This window comes from Streptomyces sp. NPDC041205, from assembly GCF_055591765.1.
Genome location: NZ_JBVIZH010000015.1, coordinates 113420 through 129830, shown reverse-complemented (window position 1 = coordinate 129830; position 16411 = coordinate 113420). Strand labels below are relative to the sequence as shown.

Below are 16411 nucleotides of genomic sequence, written 5' to 3'. Positions count from 1 at the left end.
CTACGCCTCCGGGGCCTCGAACGTGCTGGTGCGCTTCATGCCCGCGGCCCGGCCCTTGCCGGAGATGACGAGCGCCATCTTGCGGCTGGCCTCGTCGATCATCTCGTCGCCGAGCATCGCGGAGCCCTTCTTGCCGCCCGCCTCGGACGTGTAGTAGTCGTACGCGTCCAGGATCAGCTCGGCGTGGTCGTAGTCCTCCTGGGACGGCGAGAAGATCTCGTTGGACGCCTCGACCTGGCCCGGGTGCAGCACCCACTTGCCGTCGAAGCCGAGCGCGGCGGCGCGCTGGGCGACCTCGCGGTAGCCGTCGGTGTTGCGGATCTGCAGGTAGGGGCCGTCGATCGCCTGGAGGTTGTTGGCGCGGGCGGCCATCAGGATCTTCATCAGGATGTAGTGGTAGGCGTCGGCCGGGTAGCCGGGCGGCTGCTCGCCCACGACCAGCGACTTCATGTTGATCGACGCCATGAAGTCGGCCGGGCCGAAGATGATCGTCTCGACGCGCTGGGAGGCCGTCGCGATCTCGTTGACGTTGTTGAGGCCCTGGGCGTTCTCGATCTGCGCCTCGATGCCGATCTTGCCGACCTCGAAGCCCATCGTCTTCTCGATCTGGGTGAGCAGCAGGTCGAGGGCCACGACCTGCTGGGCGTCCTGGACCTTGGGCAGCATGATGCAGTCCAGGTTCGGGCCCGCGCCCTCGACGACGGTCACGACGTCGCGGTACGTCCACTCGGTCGTCCAGTCGTTCACGCGCACGACCCTGGTCTTGCCCGTCCAGTCGCCCTCGTTGAGGAACTTGACGATGGTGTGCCGCGCCTCCGGTTTGGCGAGCGGCGCGCAGGCGTCCTCCAGGTCGAGGAACACCTGGTCGGCGGGGAGGCCCTGGGCCTTCTCCAGGAAGCGCGGGTTCGAGCCCGGCACGGCCAGGCAGGAGCGGCGCGGGCGGAGCCGGTTCACGGCGCCGGGCTGCGGCTGGGACGGGGTCATGCGGGGACCTCCAGGGGGTCGAGGTGGTTCGCTTTGCGGATCTCGTCGACGATACGGCCGATGATCTCCGTGATGCCGAAGTCCTTGGGGGTGAACACGGCGGCCACACCCGCCGCCTTCAGGTCCTCGGCGTCGCTGGTGGGGATGATGCCCCCGGCGATGACGGGAATGTCGTGCGCGCCCGCCGCCCGCAGCCGCGTCAGGACGTCCGGTACGAGCTGCGCGTGCGAGCCGGAGAGGATCGACAGGCCCACGGCGTGCACGTCCTCCGCCAGCGCGGCGTCCACGATCTGCTCCGGGGTCAGCCGGATGCCCTGGTAGACCACCTCGAACCCGGCGTCACGCGCGCGCACCGCGATCTGCTCGGCGCCGTTGGAGTGCCCGTCCAGGCCCGGCTTGCCGACCAGGAAGCGGAGCTTGCCGCTGCCGAGGTCGGCGGACGTCTTCTCGACCTTCTCGCGGACCAGGGCGAGCGGCGTGCCCGCCTCCGCGGTGACCGCCACCGGCGCCCCGGACACGCCCGTGGGCGCCCGGAACTCCCCGAAGACCTCCCGCAGCGCGCCCGCCCACTCGCCGGTCGTGACACCGGAGCGCGCGCACTCCAGGGTGGCCTCCATCAGGTTGCCGGTCCCGGCCGCGACCTCCTTGAGCCGGTCGAGTGCCTGCTGGACGGTGGGGAAGTGGAACGGGTCGCCCAGACCCTGCCGGTCCGAGGACTCCTGCCGGGTGGTGCGCCAGGTGCCGATGGCGTCCACGACGCGCGCCTCGACCGCCGGGTCGACCGTCATGATCGCGGTGTCCAGGTCGGCGGTGAGCGGGTTCGGCTCCGTCGTCTCGAAGACGTTCACGCCGATGATCTTGTCCTCGCCGGCCTCGATCCGCGCCCGGCGCTCGGCGTGCGAGGACACCAGCGCCGCCTTCAGATAGCCCGACTCGACGGCGGCCATCGCGCCGCCCATCTGCTCGATGCGGTCCATCTCCGCGAGGGACTCCTCGACCAGGGCGTCCACCTTGGCCTCGATGACGTGGGAGCCCGCGAAGATGTCCTCGTACTCCAGCAGGTCGCTCTCGTGCGCGAGGACCTGCTGGATGCGCAGCGACCACTGCTGGTCCCAGGGGCGGGGCAGGCCGAGCGCCTCGTTCCAGGCCGGCAGCTGCACGGCACGCGCGCGTGCGTCCTTCGACAGCGTGACGGCGAGCATCTCCAGGACGATGCGCTGGACGTTGTTCTCCGGCTGCGCCTCGGTCAGGCCGAGCGAGTTGACCTGCACGCCGTAGCGGAAGCGGCGCTGCTTGGGGTTGCCGATGCCGTACCGCTCGCGCGCGACCCGGTCCCAGATGCGGCCGAAGGCCCGCATCTTGCACATCTCCTCGATGAACCGCACCCCGGCGTTCACGAAGAACGAGATCCGCGCGACCACGTCGCCGAACTTCTCCTCGGGCACCTGCCCGGAGGCGCGCACCGCGTCGAGCACCGCGATCGCCGTGCTCATCGCGTACGCGATCTCCTGCACCGGCGTGGCCCCGGCCTCCTGCAGGTGGTAGCTGCAGATGTTGATCGGGTTCCACTTCGGGATGTGCGCCACCGTGTACGTGATCATGTCGGTGGTCAGCCGCAGGCTCGGCCCCGGCGGGAACACGTGCGTGCCGCGCGACAGGTACTCCTTGACGATGTCGTTCTGCGTCGTCCCCTGGAGCTGGGTGATGTCGGCGCCCTGCTCCTCGGCGACGACCTGGTACAGCGCGAGCAGCCACATGGCGGTCGCGTTGATCGTCATGGAGGTGTTCATCTGCTCCAGGGGGATGTCCTGGAACAGCCGCCGCATGTCGCCGAGATGGGACACCGGGACGCCGACCCGGCCCACCTCCCCGCGCGCGAGGATGTGGTCCGGGTCGTAGCCGGTCTGCGTCGGCAGGTCGAAGGCGACCGACAGGCCGGTCTGGCCCTTGGCGAGGTTGCGCCGGTACAGCTCGTTCGACGCCTCCGCCGTGGAGTGACCGGCGTAGGTGCGCATCAGCCACGGCCGGTCTTTCTGGCGCTCAGTCATGTATGGGCCCTCGCCCCTCAGATGTTGCGGAAGCGGTTGATGGCGTCGAGGTGCAGGGCCCGCTTCTCCGCGTCGCGCACGCCGAGCCCCTCCTCGGGCGCGAGCGCGAGGACGCCGACCTTGCCCTGGTGGAGGTTGCGGTGCACGTCGTAGGCGGCCTGCCCGGTGTCCTCCAGGGAGTACACCTTGGAGAGCGTCGGGTGGATCTTGCCCTTGGCGATCAGCCGGTTGGCCTCCCAGGCCTCGCGGTAGTTGGCGAAGTGCGAGCCGATGATGCGCTTCAGGGACATCCACAGGTAGCGGTTGTCGTACTCGTGCATGTAGCCCGAGGTGGAGGCGCAGGTGGTGATGGTGCCGCCCTTGCGGGTCACGTAGACGCTGGCGCCGAAGGTCTCCCGGCCGGGGTGCTCGAAGACGATGTCGATGTCCTCGCCGCCGGTGAACTCGCGGATGCGCTTGCCGAAGCGCTTCCACTCCTTGGGGTCCTGGGTGCGCTCGTCCTTCCAGAACTTGTACCCCTCGGCGTTGCGGTCGATGATCGCCTCGGCGCCCATGGCGCGGCAGATCTCCGCCTTCTGCGGGCTGCTCACCACGCAGATCGGGTTGGCGCCGCCGGCCAGCGCGAACTGCGTGGCGTACGACCCGAGTCCACCGCTCGCGCCCCAGATCAGGACGTTGTCGCCCTGCTTCATGCCGGCGCCGTTGCGGGAGACGAGCTGGCGGTACGCGGTGGAGTTCACCAGGCCGGGCGCCGCCGCCTCCTCCCAGCTGAGGTGGTCCGGCTTCGGCATCAGCTGGTTGGACTTCACCAGCGCGATCTCCGCGAGGCCGCCGAAGTTGGTCTCGAAGCCCCAGATGCGCTGCTCGGGGTCGAGCATCGTGTCGTTGTGGCCGTCGGAGGACTCCAGCTCCACGGACAGGCAGTGCGCGACGACCTCGTCGCCTGGGTGCCAGGCGTTCACTCCGGGGCCGGTACGCAGAACGACGCCCGCGAGGTCGGAGCCGATGATGTGGTACGGCAGGTCGTGGCGCTTGGTGAGGTCGCTCAACTTGCCGTACCGCTCCAGGAACCCGAAGGTCGACAGCGGCTCGAAGATGGACGTCCACACGGAGTTGTAGTTCACGGACGAGGCCATCACGGCCACCAGGGCCTCGCCCGGGCCGAGTTCGGGCACCGGCACTTCGTCCAGGTGCAGCGACTTGCGCGGGTCCTTGTCGCGGGTCGCGAGCCCGGCGAACAGCTCCGTCTCGTCCTTGTGCACGGTCACCGCGCGGTACGACTCGGGCAGCGGCAGCGCGGCGAAGTCGGCGGCCGAGGTGTCCTGCGATTGGATCGCGTCCAGGATTTCCTGCATGGGTTGCCTCCGGCGAAGGGCGCTTCGAGGGGGAGCGCTCTGAGGGGTACGTCGGGGTGGTGCTGGAAAGCGGGATGGTGCCGTCGGTTCGGCGGAGGTGGTGCTGTGGCGGCGCCCTGGTGGGGCGCGGGGTGCCTGTGACGCAGGCGTCCGGGCGCGCTTGCCAGTGGCTCGCGGGGACAGCCGGTGGGGGAAGGTTCTCCACCCGTCGGCCGCCCGGACAACATCAACGTATGACACCGCGTGCCAGTCGGCAAGACACTCAGTGCCAACAATTTCTCTCAGTTGTCACCGAGGGGGTTCATCTGAGCGATGATCGATCATCGCAGGTCAGAGGGCATGCAGAGGACGGGCACACAAAAGCCGGACGGGCAGTGACAGCCCGTCCGGCGATTGAGGACGAGGCCCGAAGGGCCGAAAAAGGGGGAGAGGGGCGAAGCCCCATCAGGCGCGGGTGCGCAGCGCCTTCTCGATGGTGCGCATGACCTCGTCGAGGGGGGCGTCCGTGCGGGCGACGGTGACCAGAACCTCACCGCCGTCGGAGACGGTGGCCGCAGCCGAGGAGGGCGCCGTGTCCCGCCCGGCCGGGATCCCCGTGCCGAAGGTGCGCCGCACGATCCCGAAGGCGTGGTCCAGCTGCCCCTCCACGTCCCCCTGGCCCCCGGCCCGCAGCCAGCGCCGCAGGACGTGGTTGTGGGCCGTGACGACGGCGGACGCGGCGACCTCCGCGAGCAGCGGATCGTCGTTGCCGTGGTGGTGCGCGTGCTCGTCGAAGTGCCCGAGGAGGTAACGGGTGAAGAGCCGTTCGTAGCGCGCCACGGAGGCGATCTCGCGCTCGCGCAGCGTGGGCACCTCGCGCGTGAGCCGGTAACGCTCCACGGACACGGCGGGCGAGGCCGCGTACATCTTCATGACTTCCTTGATCCCGCGGCACACCGTGTCGAGCGGGTGCTCGTGCGCGGGCGCCGCGTTCAGCACGGCCTCCGCGCGGATCAGGGTGTCGTCGTGGTCGGGGAAGATCGCCTCTTCCTTGGACCGGAAGTGGCGGAAGAAGGTCCGGCGGGCCACCCCGGCCGCGGCGGCGATCTCGTCGACCGTCGTCGCCTCGTACCCCTTGGACGCGAAGAGTTCCATGGCGGCGGCCGCCAGCTCCCGGCGCATCTTGAGCCGTTGTGCGGCGGCGCGGCTGCCCGCGGCGCTCTCCGGAGCGTCGGGCGTAGCTGTCGTACGTGAGGACTTGGCGGCCTTGGGCATGCCCCGAACGTACTGCATGTGCGCAGCTGAGTGCGCCTGCGGGACGGGGCTGCCCGACGGTTCGAGCAGCCCGCCCCAGTCCGCGCGCTCGGCGCGCACCGCCTCGTGTGCTCTGGCCCCGGGGTCCGCGCGCCGGTCAGCGCCGGGCATATTCGCGGAAACCCCGGCCCGTCTTGCGGCCGAGGCAGCCCGCGGCCACCAGGTGTTCCAGGAGCGGCGCGGGGGCGAGCCCGGGCTCGCGGAACTCGCGGTGCAGCACCTTCTCGATGGCGAGCGAGACGTCCAGGCCGACGACGTCCAGGAGCTCGAAGGGTCCCATCGGGTAGCCGCCGCCGAGCTTCATGGCCGCGTCGATGTCGTCGAGGGACGCGTAGTGCTCCTGGACCATCTTGATCGCGTTGTTCAGGTACGGGAACAGGAGCGCGTTCACGATGAAGCCGGCCCGGTCGCCGCAGTCCACCGGGTGCTTCTTGATCGACGCGCACACCTCGCGGGCGGTGGCGTGCACGTCGTCCTCGGTCAGGACGGTGCGCACGACCTCGACGAGCTTCATGGCGGGCGCCGGGTTGAAGAAGTGCAGGCCGATCACGTCGCCGGGGCGGGAGGTGGCGCGGGCGCAGGCCACGACGGGCAGCGAGGACGTGGTGGTGGCGAGGACGGCACCGGGCTTGCAGACCTTGTCGAGCGTCGCGAACAGCTGCTGCTTGATCTCCAGGTCCTCGGCGACCGCCTCCAGGGCGAGATCGACGTCGGCGAACGCGTCGTACGTTCCGCTCGGAGTGATCCGGTCCAGGGTCTTCGCCGCCGCCTCCGCCGTGAGGCGCCCCTTGTCGACGGAGCGCGCAAGCGACTTGGCGACCCGGGCCCTGGCCGCGGCGGCCTTCTCCTCGCTGCGGGCGGCGATCACCACGTCGTACCCGGCCTTGGCGAAGACCTCCGCGATCCCGGACGCCATGGTGCCGGAACCGGCCACGCCGACGGAGCGGACCTCGCGCCCGTGTGCCTGCCGGGTGCCCTCCAGCGGTGTCGCCGCGTCCCGCACCACCTCGTCGCTGCCGGACGCCGCGTACGTGTAGAAGCCCCGGCCCGACTTGCGCCCCGTCAGGCCCGCCTCGCTGAGCTGCTTGAGGATCGGCGCGGGCGCGTGCAGCCGGTCCTGCGACTCGGCGTACATGGCGTCGAGGACGGTGCGGGCGGTGTCGACGCCGATCAGGTCGAGCAGCGCGAGCGGTCCCATCGGCAGTCCGCAGCCGAGCCGCATCGCCGCGTCGATGTCCTCCCGGCTCGCGTACTTGGCCTCGTACATCGCCGCGGCCTGGTTGAGGTAGCCGAAGAGCAGCCCGTCGGCGACGAAGCCGGGGCGGTCGCCGACGGCGACGGGCTCCTTGCCGAGCGCGCAGGCGAGGTCGGTCACCGCCGCCACGGCGGCCGGCGCGGTGAGCACCGAAGAGACGACCTCGACGAGCTTCATGGCGGGCGCCGGGTTGAAGAAGTGCAGCCCCAACACCCGCTCGGGGTGCGCGGATTCGGCGGCGAGCCGGGTCACGGACAGCGCGTTCGTGCCGGTGGCGAGGACCGTCTCGGGGCGCACGATGCCGTCGAGCTCACGGAAGATCTGCTGCTTGATCTCGTACGACTCGGGGGCGACCTCGATCACCAGGTCGGCCTCGGCCGCCGCCCGCAGGTCGGTGAAGGCGCGGAAGCGGGCGAGGATGTCCTCGCGCTCGCCCTCGGTGATCCGTTCGCGGCGCACGGCCCGCGCGGTGGAGGCCTCCAGGGCGGCGACGGCGTGGGCCGTGGCCTGTTCGCTGATGTCGATGCCGATGACCTCGCGGCCCGCGTGCGCGAGCACCTCGGCGATGCCGGCGCCCATCGTGCCGAGACCGACGACGGCGACCGTGCTGAAGGGAGTGTCCATGGGTGGACTCCAGAAGTGAGTGACGACTGAGGGGCGCACGCGCATGGCGCGTGGCGGGGGCGCACCGGACACGGGTCACGCGAGCGTGCGTGGCGGCCACGCGAGCGGGCGCGAAGTGGCGTACGGCGTGCGGAGGTTGCGCGAGAAGGGAACCGGCAGGCCCTGTCCCGTGGCCACGCCGTCCTGCGGTACGTGCGTACCGAACCGACAACACTCAAGACGGCTGCGTCACCAGGCCGTCAGGAGCTGAAATGCGAAGAGCGAGAACTGCGAACGAACTCTACGCGGGGAGTGTGCCCCGCTCACATGAGATTAACCCGCGAGTAACGAGCGCGCCAGCCCCCGGTGTCTGTGACGTCCGTCGCGACTAGGCTCTGCGCATGGATGCGGAGTTGCGGACGGTGACGGATCGCTTACGACGCGAGGCGGTGGCGTCGGGAGCGCTGGACGCGTACGAAAGACTGCTGGCCGCCGACGCCGCGGACGAGCTCGCGGGGGTGCTGCTCGCGGCCGGGCAGCCGCTGTGGGCACGGGAGTTGGCGGCCGTCAGGCTGGGGGTCCTGGGGGACCGGCGGGCCTTCGAGTCGCTGGTGCTGCTGCTCAACCACCGGGATCCGCCCCGCTGCGCCGCCGCCGCGTACGCCCTCGCGCGGCTCGGCGACCGGCGCACGGCGCGCGCGGCGGCCGCGCTCGCCACGAACGAACTGCGGGTCGCCTACGCCCTGCATCCGGTGCGCCTCCTCACGGAGCTGCGCGCCCCGGAGTCGGCGCCCGCCCTGATCGTCACCCTCCAGCGCCGCCTCGCCCCCAACGACCCTTACGGCAAGGTCGCGCTGGCGTGCGTCGAAGGGCTCGGGGCGCTCGGGGACGCGCGGGCCATACCGGTGCTCACGGCTGCCTGCGCCCACCCGCGCCTCGCGGCGGCCGCGGCGGCGGCGCTCGCACGGGTGTCGGTGCGGGCGCAGGGGTCATGAGGGTCTGCCGGGCGTGAGGCGGCGCAGAAGGCGCACGTAGGGGCTCCAGCGGGCGGGGTGGCGGACCGTGCCGGTCAGGGCGCGCTCCGCCCGGTCGAGGCTGTCCTCGAGGCAGGCGTCGTGGAAGGGGCGGTACGCCAGCGGCCAGGTCAGCCGGGCCGGGCCGCGGGTGTGCATCGTCAGGGTGTGGCGCAGGACCGTGTGCCCGCTGCCGTCGTCCAGTGGGTGCACCGTGTACTCGTGGAACCCGTCGAAGCCGCGCGGCCCGGTGAAGGCGAACCGCACCCACTGCCGGGGCGCGTGCGCCGCCACCGTGTACCTCACCGGGCCGTGGCCGCCGCGCGACCCGGGCGCGAGCCCCCGGTCCAGCCTCATGGGCGGCCAGGCGGCCGTGGGCCACAGCGGGTCGTCCGGGGTGGCGAGGGCGTCGACGAGGTCGCCGACCGCGCTCGGCTCGACGGGCAGGAGGCGTTCGTGGACGTTGAGGACGGCCATGATGGCTCCAGGTGCGGTGTGGAGGGACCTCTCTCTTTAATTGGAGGGTACTCTCCAATACATGGCGAGACCACCCCGGTACGACATGAGCCGCTTTCTCGACGCCGCCGTCGAACTGGCCGCGGACGCGGGCCCTTCCGCGGTCACGATGACGGCCGTGGCCAAGGCGGTCGGCGCGCCCAGCGGATCGGTCTACCACCGGTTCCCGGGGCGTCCCGCGCTGCTCGCGGAGGTGTGGCTGCGGACCGTCGAGGACTTCCAGGAGGGGTGGTTCGCGGCGCTGGGGTCCGGCGCGGGCGATCCGCGGGCGGCGGCCCGGGCGGCGGCCGTCCACGTGGTCGCGTGGAGCCGGGCGCACCCGAGCGCCGCGGCGCTGCTCCTGTACGGCGCCGCCGACTTCGCCCAGGACGACTGGCCCGAGCCGAGCACCCGGCGGGCGGCGGCGGGGCATCGGCGGGTGGGCGAGGCCGTGGCGGGACTGTGCGCGGCGCTGGGCGCGGAGGCCGGGCCCGCCGCGGACCGGGTCGCGCTCGCCGTGATCGACATGCCGCTGACGATCGTCCGCCGCCATCTGCGCCGCGGCCAGGAGCTGCCCGCGCACGCGGAGGAACTGGCGGGGGAGAGCGCGCTGTTGCTGCTGGGCGAGGGGCCCGGGGGTCGTTAGGCGCCCGGAGCGGGCCCAGAGCCGTCAGGCGCCCGAGGGGCCGCTAGGCGCCCGTCGCGTTCTCCTCCGGGACCACCGCGAGCGCCTCTATCTCCATCAGGAACTCGGGCCCCACCAACGCCGCCACCTGCACTGCCGACGAGGCGGGCAGCCGGGCCGGGTCGAGGTGGGCGTCGCGGGCGGCGCGGACCGCGGTCATGTGCGCCACGTCCGTGACGAAGTACGTCAGCTTGATCACGTCGTCGAAGTCCGCGCCCGCGGCCGCCAGGCAGCGCCGCAGGTTCTCGAAGACCTGGAGGGCCTGTGCCGCCGCGTCCCCCGCGCCGACCAGCTTGCCCTCCTCGTCCAGGGCGAGTTGACCGGAGACGGCGACGAGGCGGCCCGTGCCGGACACCACGTGGGTGTACCCGGTCGCGGGCGCGACTCCGTCGGGGGCGTTGATGTGTGTCAGTCGGCTCATGGTCACCATGGTGGACCACGGCTCTGACAACGCCTCCGACGGAGTCCCGGTCCGCGGATCAGCCGCGGTTGTCGGCTCGGCCGCGGCTGTCGGCTCGGCGGCGGCTGTCGGCTCGGCGGCGGATATCAGCCGCGGAAGCCGAGCAGCCGGTGGAGTTCCGAGCCGCTGCCCGCCGCCTCGCCCCTGGTCGCGCCGGCGCGCGCCGTGCCCTTCGGCTTCGGGTCGGGCAGCGGCTTGCACACCGCGTCGACCTCACCGCCGCTGTGCGGCACCTTGCCGTCCCTCAGGTACGCCGCCAGATGCCGGTCCAGGCAGGCGTTCCCGCTCAGGGTGATGCCGTGGTTGCCGCCGCCCTGCTCCACCACCAGGCGCGATCCGCGCAGCTTGCGGTGCATCGTGATCGCGCCCTGGTACGGCGTGGCCGCGTCGTCGGTGGCCTGGAACAGCAGCACCGGCGGCAGGGAGACGTTGGTGACGTCGGGGTGGTGCAGCGACCGCACCGGCCAGAACGCGCACGGGGCGTTGTACCAGGCGTTGTTCCAGGTCATGAACGGCGCCTTCGCGTGCGTGCGCCAGTTGTCGCGGCGCCACTGCCCCCAGTCGCGCGGCCAGGCCGCGTCCCGGCACCCCACGGAGGTGTACACCGAATAGCTGTTGTCGCCCGCGGCGTCCACGGCGCCGAAGTTCTCGTAGGCCTCGACCAGGAGATCGGTGTCCTTGGTGCGTGCGTACGAGGAGAACGCCTCCGCGAGGAACGGCCAGTAGCCGTTGAAGTAGGCGCCCGGCATGAAGGTGTCCTCCAGCTCGGCGGCGCCGACCTTCTTGCCGGCCGGCTTCTTGGCGAGGGCGGCGCGCATGGCGTACCACCTGGCCTCGATCTTCGCCGGGTCCTTGCCGAGCCGGTACTGCTTGTGGTGCTTGGCGACCCAGGCCATGAAGGCCTTGTGGCGGCTGTCGAAGGCGTGGTCCTGGGACAGGTTCGCGTCGTACCAGACGAGGTGCGGGTCCACCACGGAGTCCAGGGCCATGCGACGCACCCGGTCGGGGAACAGCTTCGCGTACACGGCGCCCAGGTAGGTGCCGTACGAGTACCCGAAGTAGTTGATCTCGTCGGCGCCCACCGCCGCGCGGATCGCGTCCATGTCCTTGACCGCGCTCACCGTGTCGATGAACGGCAGGACGTCCGCGTACTTGGAGGCGCACGCCTTGGCGAAGGCCCGCGCGCGGTTGAGGTTGGCCTTCTCCAGGGCGGCCGTGTGCGGCACCGTGGCGGGCCGTACGGGCTTGAAGTGGCCGGGGCGGCAGGTGAGGGCGGGCTTGCTCCTGCCGACGCCGCGCGGGTCGAAGCCGATGACGTCGTAGCCCGCGGCGACCTTCGCCGGGAGCGTCTTGGCGACGAAACCGGCCATGGACAGACCGCTGCCGCCGGGGCCGCCGGGGTTCACCAGGAGGGGGCCCTGGTAGCGCTTGGCGGTGTGCGCGATCCGGGACAGGGCGAGCGTGATCTGCTCGCCGTGCGGGTGGTCGTGGTCGAGCGGGACCTTCAGGGACGCGCACTGGAGCTTCGGATGGGTCTTGGTGGCGCACTTCTTCCACGTGAGGGGGTGTGGGGTGTGCGCGGTGCGCGGCACGGACCGCGTGTCGGTGCCCGCGGCGGACGGCACCGCCACGACGAGACCGGTCACCAGCGCGGCGGCGCCGCACAGCGAGACGGCGGTTGCTCTCATCGAGCCTCCCAGAGCGGAGGGTTCGGGGCCGCGAGGCCCACGACCCCCGCGGCATCGTCCCGGAAACCCCGCCCGGAAGCGGCTGTTCTCCGGGCGAACTACCTGAAAGGAGCATGACGAAGGCCGCCGATGGCCCAGCCCGGATCAGAGCAGCGTGAGCTGGGTGGCCCCGGGGGCGGGCACTGTCTTCCGGGGCTCGGGGATGCGGCGCGCGGCGCCCGCGCGGGACGGGCCGATGCCGAACTCCCGTGCCAGGTCGTGCACCTGGCGGGTGATGCGGCGCTGGTACCACTTCGGGGCGTACGCGCCGTCCGCGTACAGGCGCTCGTACCGCCGCACCAGATGCGGATGGTGGTGTGCGAGCCAGGCCATGAACCACTCGCGCGCGCCGGGCCGCAGGTGCAGCGTCAGCGGCGTCACCGACGTCGCCCCGGCCGCCGCGACGGCCCGCACCGTGGCGCGCAACTGGTCCGGGTGGTCGCCGAGGAACGGGATCACCGGGGCCATCAGGACACCGCACCCGATGCCGTGCCCGCTCAGGGTGCGCACGACCTCCAGGCGCCGCCCGGGGGCCGGGGTGCCCGGCTCGACCGTGCGCCACAGGTGCTCGTCCAGGAAGCCCACGGACACCGAGATGCCGACGTCCGTGACGGCGGCGGCCTGCCGCAGCAGGTCAAGGTCGCGCAGGATCAGCGTGCCCTTGGTGAGGATCGAGAACGGGTTGGCGTGGTCGCGCAGGGCCGCGATGATGCCCGGCATCAGCGCGTACCGCCCCTCCGCGCGCTGGTAGCAGTCGACGTTGGTGCCCATCGCGATGTGCTCGCCGCCCCAGCGCGCCGACGCGAGGTGCCGGCGCAGCAGCTCGGGCGCGTTGACCTTCACCACGATCTGGCTGTCGAAGTCCAGGCCCGTGTCCAGGTCCAGATAGGAGTGCGTCTTGCGGGCGAAGCAGTACACACACGCGTGCGTGCAGCCCCGGTAGGGGTTGACCGTCCACTCGAAGGGCATGCGGGACGCCCCCGGGACCCGGTTCACGATCGACTTCGCCCGCACCTCGTGGAAGGTGATCCCGCGGAACTCGGGGGTGTCGAAGGTCCGGGTGGTCACGGCGTCGGCGCCGAACAGGGCGGCGTCCGCGGCGCCCCCTCGCGGCCCGTCGGACAGGTTCTCCCAGCGCATGGCGCCTCCTCCGTAGCACTGACCAGCAGCAACCAGCGCGGACAACAACGGCAACAACACTCACCCCAGAGAATAGAACACATGTTCCCTCGATCGTGCGAACGTGGTCCGGACCCGATTTGGGGCGCCGGTGCGCGGGGTGGTTGGCTGACCGTCCAACCCCTGAGACACCCAACTGCTGGAGGAAGTGCAATGGCGCAGGTCGAGGCGACCACGGAGCGGATCATCGCGGCGCAGCCGGAGGACGTCTTCGATGCGCTGGCCGACTACAGCGGCACGCGCGCGAAGATCCTGTCGGAGCACTTCAGTGAGTACGAGGTGCGCGAGGGCGGCGACGGCGAGGGCACCCTCGTCCACTGGAAGCTCCAGGCCACCAGCAAGCGGATCCGCGACTGCCTGCTCGAGGTGAGCGAGCCCACCGACGGCGAACTCGTCGAGAAGGACCGCAACTCGTCGATGGTCACCACCTGGCGGGTGACCCCGGGGGGCGAGGGCGCCTCGCGCGTCGTCGTCACCACGGTGTGGAACGGCGCGGGCGGCATCGGCGGCTTCTTCGAGAAGACCTTCGCACCCAAGGGCCTCGCGCGGATCTACGACGCCGTGCTCGACAAGCTCGCCGCGGAGGTCGAGAAGTAGGCCCACCCCGCCGGTTGGGGCTGCGCTGGCGTCTGACCCCGCCAACTCCCGTAACCCATCAGGGTTGTTGTCACGCTCACCGTTTCGAGTGGTTCTCGGGGCGGTCCAGTTGTACGCCGTAGGGCTCCCACCGGCGCTTACGCGCGCCGGTGTGCGCCCGAGGGCGACTCGTCGCACTTGCTCCAGTTTTCGCGTAATGCGAGAAATGGGCGGCGCAGGCGCGACGAGGGGAGCAGCAAGTGGGCGGGACGACGCTGGTGACGGGCGCCGGACACGGCGATCGGGCGGTTGAACCGCCCCTCACGGCCGCCGCGGAGCAGGTCGGGGCGCCGGAGCCGCCACCGCCCCCGGAGGCCGTGCAGACGCCGCCGCACGGCCTCAGCCCCGCCCGGGTCCGGATGGTCTTCGTCGGCCTCATGCTCGCGCTGCTGCTCGCCGCGCTGGAGCAGATGATCGTCGCCACCGCGCTGCCGAAGATCGTCGGCGAGCTGCACGGCCTGGACAAGATGTCCTGGGCGATCACCGCGTACCTGCTGACCTCCACCGTCGGACTGCCCATCTACGGCAAGCTCGGCGACCTCTTCGGACGCAAGGGCGTCTTCCAGTTCGCCATCGTCGTCTTCGTCATCGGCTCCGCCCTCGCGGGCGCCTCGCGCACCATGGACCAGCTCATCGCCTTCCGCGCGCTCCAGGGCGTCGGTGCGGGCGGCCTCATGATCGGCGTCCAGGCGATCATCGCCGACATCGTGCCGCCCCGCGCGCGGGGCCGCTACATGGGCCTCATCGGCGCCTGCTTCGGCCTGGCCTCCGTCGCCGGGCCGCTTCTCGGCGGCTTCTTCACCGACCATGTCTCCTGGCGCTGGTGCTTCTACTTCAACGTGCCGTTCGGCCTGGTCACCCTGCTCGTGGTCGCGCTCGTCCTGAAGCTGCCCAAGCCCGCGGCCCGGGGCAGGCTCGACGTGCTCGGCGCGCTGCTGCTCGTCGCCGCCTCCACCTGCCTGGTGCTCCTGACCAGTTGGGGCGGCACGGAGTACGCCTGGGGATCGCGCGTCATCCTCGGGCTCGCCGCCGGAGCGGCCGTGTCGACCGTGCTCTTCCTCGTCGCCGAGCGGTTCGCGGCAGAACCGATCATCCCGCTGCGCCTGTTCCGTGATTCCGTCTTCAACATCACGGGTCTAGTAGGGCTCGTCGTCGGCATCGCCCTCTTCGGAGCGGCCAGTTACCTGCCGACGTTCCTGCAGATGGTCGACGGCGCGAGCGCCACGGAGTCCGGCCTCCTGATGCTGCCGATGATGGGCGGTGTCGTCGGCGCCTCCATCATCGCCGGTCAACTCATCAGCCACACCGGGCGCTACCGGATCTACCCGATCCTCGGCGGCGCCCTCTCCGTCGTCGGCATGTTCCTGCTCTCGCGGCTCGAATCGGACACGCCCCGGCTGCACTACAGCATCTGGATGGCCGTCCTCGGCGCCGGCGTCGGCCTGGTCATGCCCGTGCTGATCCTCGCCGTGCAGAACGCCGTGCCGCCCGCCGACCTCGGCACCGCGACCAGCGCCAACAACTACTTCCGGCAGATCGGCGGCTGCGTGGGCGCCGCGGTCTTCGGCACGCTCCTCGCCGACCGCCTCACCGGCGCCCTCGCCGAGAGCCTGCCCGCGGGCGCCGACCTGCCGGACGCCGAATCGATCACCCCCCAGCTCGTCCACGCGATGCCCGCCCCGCTGCGCGAGGGCTACATCCAGGCGTACGCCGACGCGATGCCGCGGATCTTCCTCTACCTGGTCCCGGTGCTCGTCCTCGGCCTGCTGCTCGCCTTCTTCCTCAAGGAGACCCCCCTCGTGTCCAGCGCCGTGTCCTCGAAAACCCCGCACGCCCCCCTCGGCGAGCAGGCCGCCGTCCCAGGGGCCCGCGCCCCGTACGCCGCCGGAGTGCCCGTCTGCGGCACCGTGCAGCACCCGGACGGCACCGTCGTGCCCCGCGCCGCCCTGACCCTCATCGACGTCGCGGGCCAGCAGATCGGGCGCGGCGCCAGCGGCGACGACGGGCGGTACGCGCTGGCCACCCCCGGCGCCGGATCGTTCGTCCTGATCGCTGCGGCGGGCGGCCACCAGCCGCAGGCCGTCACCGTCACCGTCGGCGAGCGCCCCGTGGAGCTCGACGTGGTCCTCGGCGGCGCGGGCCGCCTCGCCGGGAGCGTGCGCACCGCCGACGGCTCGCCCGTCCGGGACGCCGCCGTCACCCTCACCGACGTCCGGGGCGACGTCGTCGCCACCGCCCGCAGCGGCCGCGAGGGCGCGTACGCGATCACGGAACTGGTCGCGGGGGAGTACACACTGGCCGCCAGCGCGCCCGCGTTCCGTCCGGCGGCCCTGCCCGTCAGCGTGCAGGCGTCCCGCGAGACCCGCCAGGACATCGAGCTGGCCGGGGGAGCGGTCCTGCGGGGCACCGTGCGGGCCGGTGGCGGGCGGCCCGTGGAGGACGCCCGCGTCACGCTCCTGGACGCGGCGGGCAACGTCGTCGACACCCTGACCACGGGCGCCGACGGCACGTTCCGCTTCGTCGACCTGTCGTCCGGCGAGTACACGGTGATCGCCGCCGGATACCCGCCGGTCGCCACGGTGCTCCAGGTCGCGGGCGGCGGACGGACGGAGCGGGACCTGCAACTGGGCCACGAGGACTGAGAACGTGCCCCCGCGAGTGCTCCGGAGGCGCCCCCT

The 16411-nt window shown here is 71.7% G+C and carries 13 protein-coding genes; 4 read left to right on the top strand and 9 right to left on the bottom strand.

Features of this window, described 5'->3' with window-relative positions:
• From ACZ6BG_RS37695 to ACZ6BG_RS37675, 5 genes are all read right to left on the bottom strand, one after another.
• Complete coding sequence (locus ACZ6BG_RS37695; protein WP_469010512.1) at window positions 1-984, bottom strand: HpcH/HpaI aldolase/citrate lyase family protein; 984 nt, start codon at window positions 982-984, stop codon at window positions 1-3.
• Window positions 981-3032, bottom strand: coding sequence for a protein meaA (locus tag ACZ6BG_RS37690; RefSeq protein WP_469010508.1), 2052 nt, complete (start codon window positions 3030-3032; stop codon window positions 981-983). The genes ACZ6BG_RS37695 and ACZ6BG_RS37690 overlap by 4 nt, the downstream gene beginning before the upstream one ends.
• 17 nt (window positions 3033-3049) lie before the next feature.
• Entirely contained in the window at window positions 3050-4387 is a 1338-nt protein-coding gene (gene ccrA, locus ACZ6BG_RS37685; protein WP_380857918.1) for a crotonyl-CoA carboxylase/reductase, read from the bottom strand.
• 444 nt (window positions 4388-4831) lie between these two features.
• Window positions 4832-5659, bottom strand: a complete 828-nt coding sequence (locus tag ACZ6BG_RS37680) for a TetR family transcriptional regulator (RefSeq protein ID WP_380857921.1) — start codon at window positions 5657-5659, stop codon at window positions 4832-4834.
• Between the two features lie 118 nt (window positions 5660-5777).
• A complete protein-coding gene (locus ACZ6BG_RS37675; protein WP_469010503.1) occupies window positions 5778-7559 on the bottom strand; it encodes a 3-hydroxyacyl-CoA dehydrogenase family protein in 1782 nt (593 codons plus the stop codon).
• Between the two features lie 380 nt (window positions 7560-7939).
• On the opposite strand from ACZ6BG_RS37675, the gene ACZ6BG_RS37670 reads away from it, so the two are divergent.
• Complete coding sequence (locus ACZ6BG_RS37670) at window positions 7940-8533, top strand: HEAT repeat domain-containing protein (RefSeq protein ID WP_469010502.1); 594 nt, start codon at window positions 7940-7942, stop codon at window positions 8531-8533.
• Here the strand turns inward: ACZ6BG_RS37670 and ACZ6BG_RS37665 are convergent.
• Entirely contained in the window at window positions 8528-9028 is a 501-nt protein-coding gene (locus ACZ6BG_RS37665) for an SRPBCC family protein (protein ID WP_469010501.1), read from the bottom strand. The two genes, ACZ6BG_RS37670 and ACZ6BG_RS37665, sit on opposite strands and share 6 nt — an antisense overlap.
• A gap of 61 nt (window positions 9029-9089) precedes the next feature.
• Here ACZ6BG_RS37665 and ACZ6BG_RS37660 point away from each other — a divergent pair, with 61 nt between their 5' ends.
• On the top strand, window positions 9090-9692 hold the full coding sequence (locus tag ACZ6BG_RS37660; RefSeq protein WP_469010500.1) for a TetR/AcrR family transcriptional regulator: 603 nt from the start codon (window positions 9090-9092) through the stop codon (window positions 9690-9692).
• A 43-nt stretch (window positions 9693-9735) separates the two neighbouring features.
• On the opposite strand, the gene ACZ6BG_RS37655 is transcribed toward ACZ6BG_RS37660, so the two are convergent.
• From ACZ6BG_RS37655 to ACZ6BG_RS37645, 3 genes are all read right to left on the bottom strand, one after another.
• Window positions 9736-10152: a RidA family protein gene (locus tag ACZ6BG_RS37655; RefSeq protein ID WP_469010499.1), complete on the bottom strand. Its 417-nt coding sequence runs from the start codon at window positions 10150-10152 to the stop codon at window positions 9736-9738.
• Between the two features lie 125 nt (window positions 10153-10277).
• On the bottom strand, window positions 10278-11879 hold the full coding sequence (locus ACZ6BG_RS37650; protein ID WP_469010498.1) for an alpha/beta hydrolase: 1602 nt from the start codon (window positions 11877-11879) through the stop codon (window positions 10278-10280).
• Window positions 11880-12023: 144 nt separating this feature from the next.
• Window positions 12024-13058 (bottom strand): Rv2578c family radical SAM protein, encoded by a 1035-nt coding sequence (locus tag ACZ6BG_RS37645; RefSeq protein ID WP_469010497.1) that lies wholly within the window; start codon window positions 13056-13058, stop codon window positions 12024-12026.
• Window positions 13059-13250: 192 nt separating this feature from the next.
• On the opposite strand from ACZ6BG_RS37645, the gene ACZ6BG_RS37640 reads away from it, so the two are divergent.
• Both ACZ6BG_RS37640 and ACZ6BG_RS37635 read left to right on the top strand, forming a co-directional pair.
• Window positions 13251-13694, top strand: a complete 444-nt coding sequence (locus ACZ6BG_RS37640; protein ID WP_469010496.1) for an SRPBCC family protein — start codon at window positions 13251-13253, stop codon at window positions 13692-13694.
• Between the two features lie 239 nt (window positions 13695-13933).
• Window positions 13934-16375, top strand: a complete 2442-nt coding sequence (locus ACZ6BG_RS37635; protein WP_469010494.1) for an MFS transporter — start codon at window positions 13934-13936, stop codon at window positions 16373-16375.
• Window positions 16376-16411: the final 36 nt, after the last annotated feature.

Bases quoted from the DNA above. Each gene is read 5' to 3' on its own strand.
- ACZ6BG_RS37695 (WP_469010512.1), bottom strand. From the start codon at position 984: ATGACCCCGTCCCAGCCGCAGCCCGGCGCCGTGAACCGGCTCCGCCCG.
- ACZ6BG_RS37690 (WP_469010508.1), bottom strand. From the start codon at position 3,032: ATGACTGAGCGCCAGAAAGACCGGCCGTGGCTGATGCGCACCTACGCC.
- ccrA (WP_380857918.1), bottom strand. From the start codon at position 4,387: ATGCAGGAAATCCTGGACGCGATCCAATCGCAGGACACCTCGGCCGCC.
- ACZ6BG_RS37680 (WP_380857921.1), bottom strand. From the start codon at position 5,659: ATGCAGTACGTTCGGGGCATGCCCAAGGCCGCCAAGTCCTCACGTACG.
- ACZ6BG_RS37675 (WP_469010503.1), bottom strand. From the start codon at position 7,559: ATGGACACTCCCTTCAGCACGGTCGCCGTCGTCGGTCTCGGCACGATG.
- ACZ6BG_RS37670 (WP_469010502.1), top strand. From the start codon at position 7,940: ATGGATGCGGAGTTGCGGACGGTGACGGATCGCTTACGACGCGAGGCG.
- ACZ6BG_RS37665 (WP_469010501.1), bottom strand. From the start codon at position 9,028: ATGGCCGTCCTCAACGTCCACGAACGCCTCCTGCCCGTCGAGCCGAGC.
- ACZ6BG_RS37660 (WP_469010500.1), top strand. From the start codon at position 9,090: ATGGCGAGACCACCCCGGTACGACATGAGCCGCTTTCTCGACGCCGCC.
- ACZ6BG_RS37655 (WP_469010499.1), bottom strand. From the start codon at position 10,152: ATGAGCCGACTGACACACATCAACGCCCCCGACGGAGTCGCGCCCGCG.
- ACZ6BG_RS37650 (WP_469010498.1), bottom strand. From the start codon at position 11,879: ATGAGAGCAACCGCCGTCTCGCTGTGCGGCGCCGCCGCGCTGGTGACC.
- ACZ6BG_RS37645 (WP_469010497.1), bottom strand. From the start codon at position 13,058: ATGCGCTGGGAGAACCTGTCCGACGGGCCGCGAGGGGGCGCCGCGGAC.
- ACZ6BG_RS37640 (WP_469010496.1), top strand. From the start codon at position 13,251: ATGGCGCAGGTCGAGGCGACCACGGAGCGGATCATCGCGGCGCAGCCG.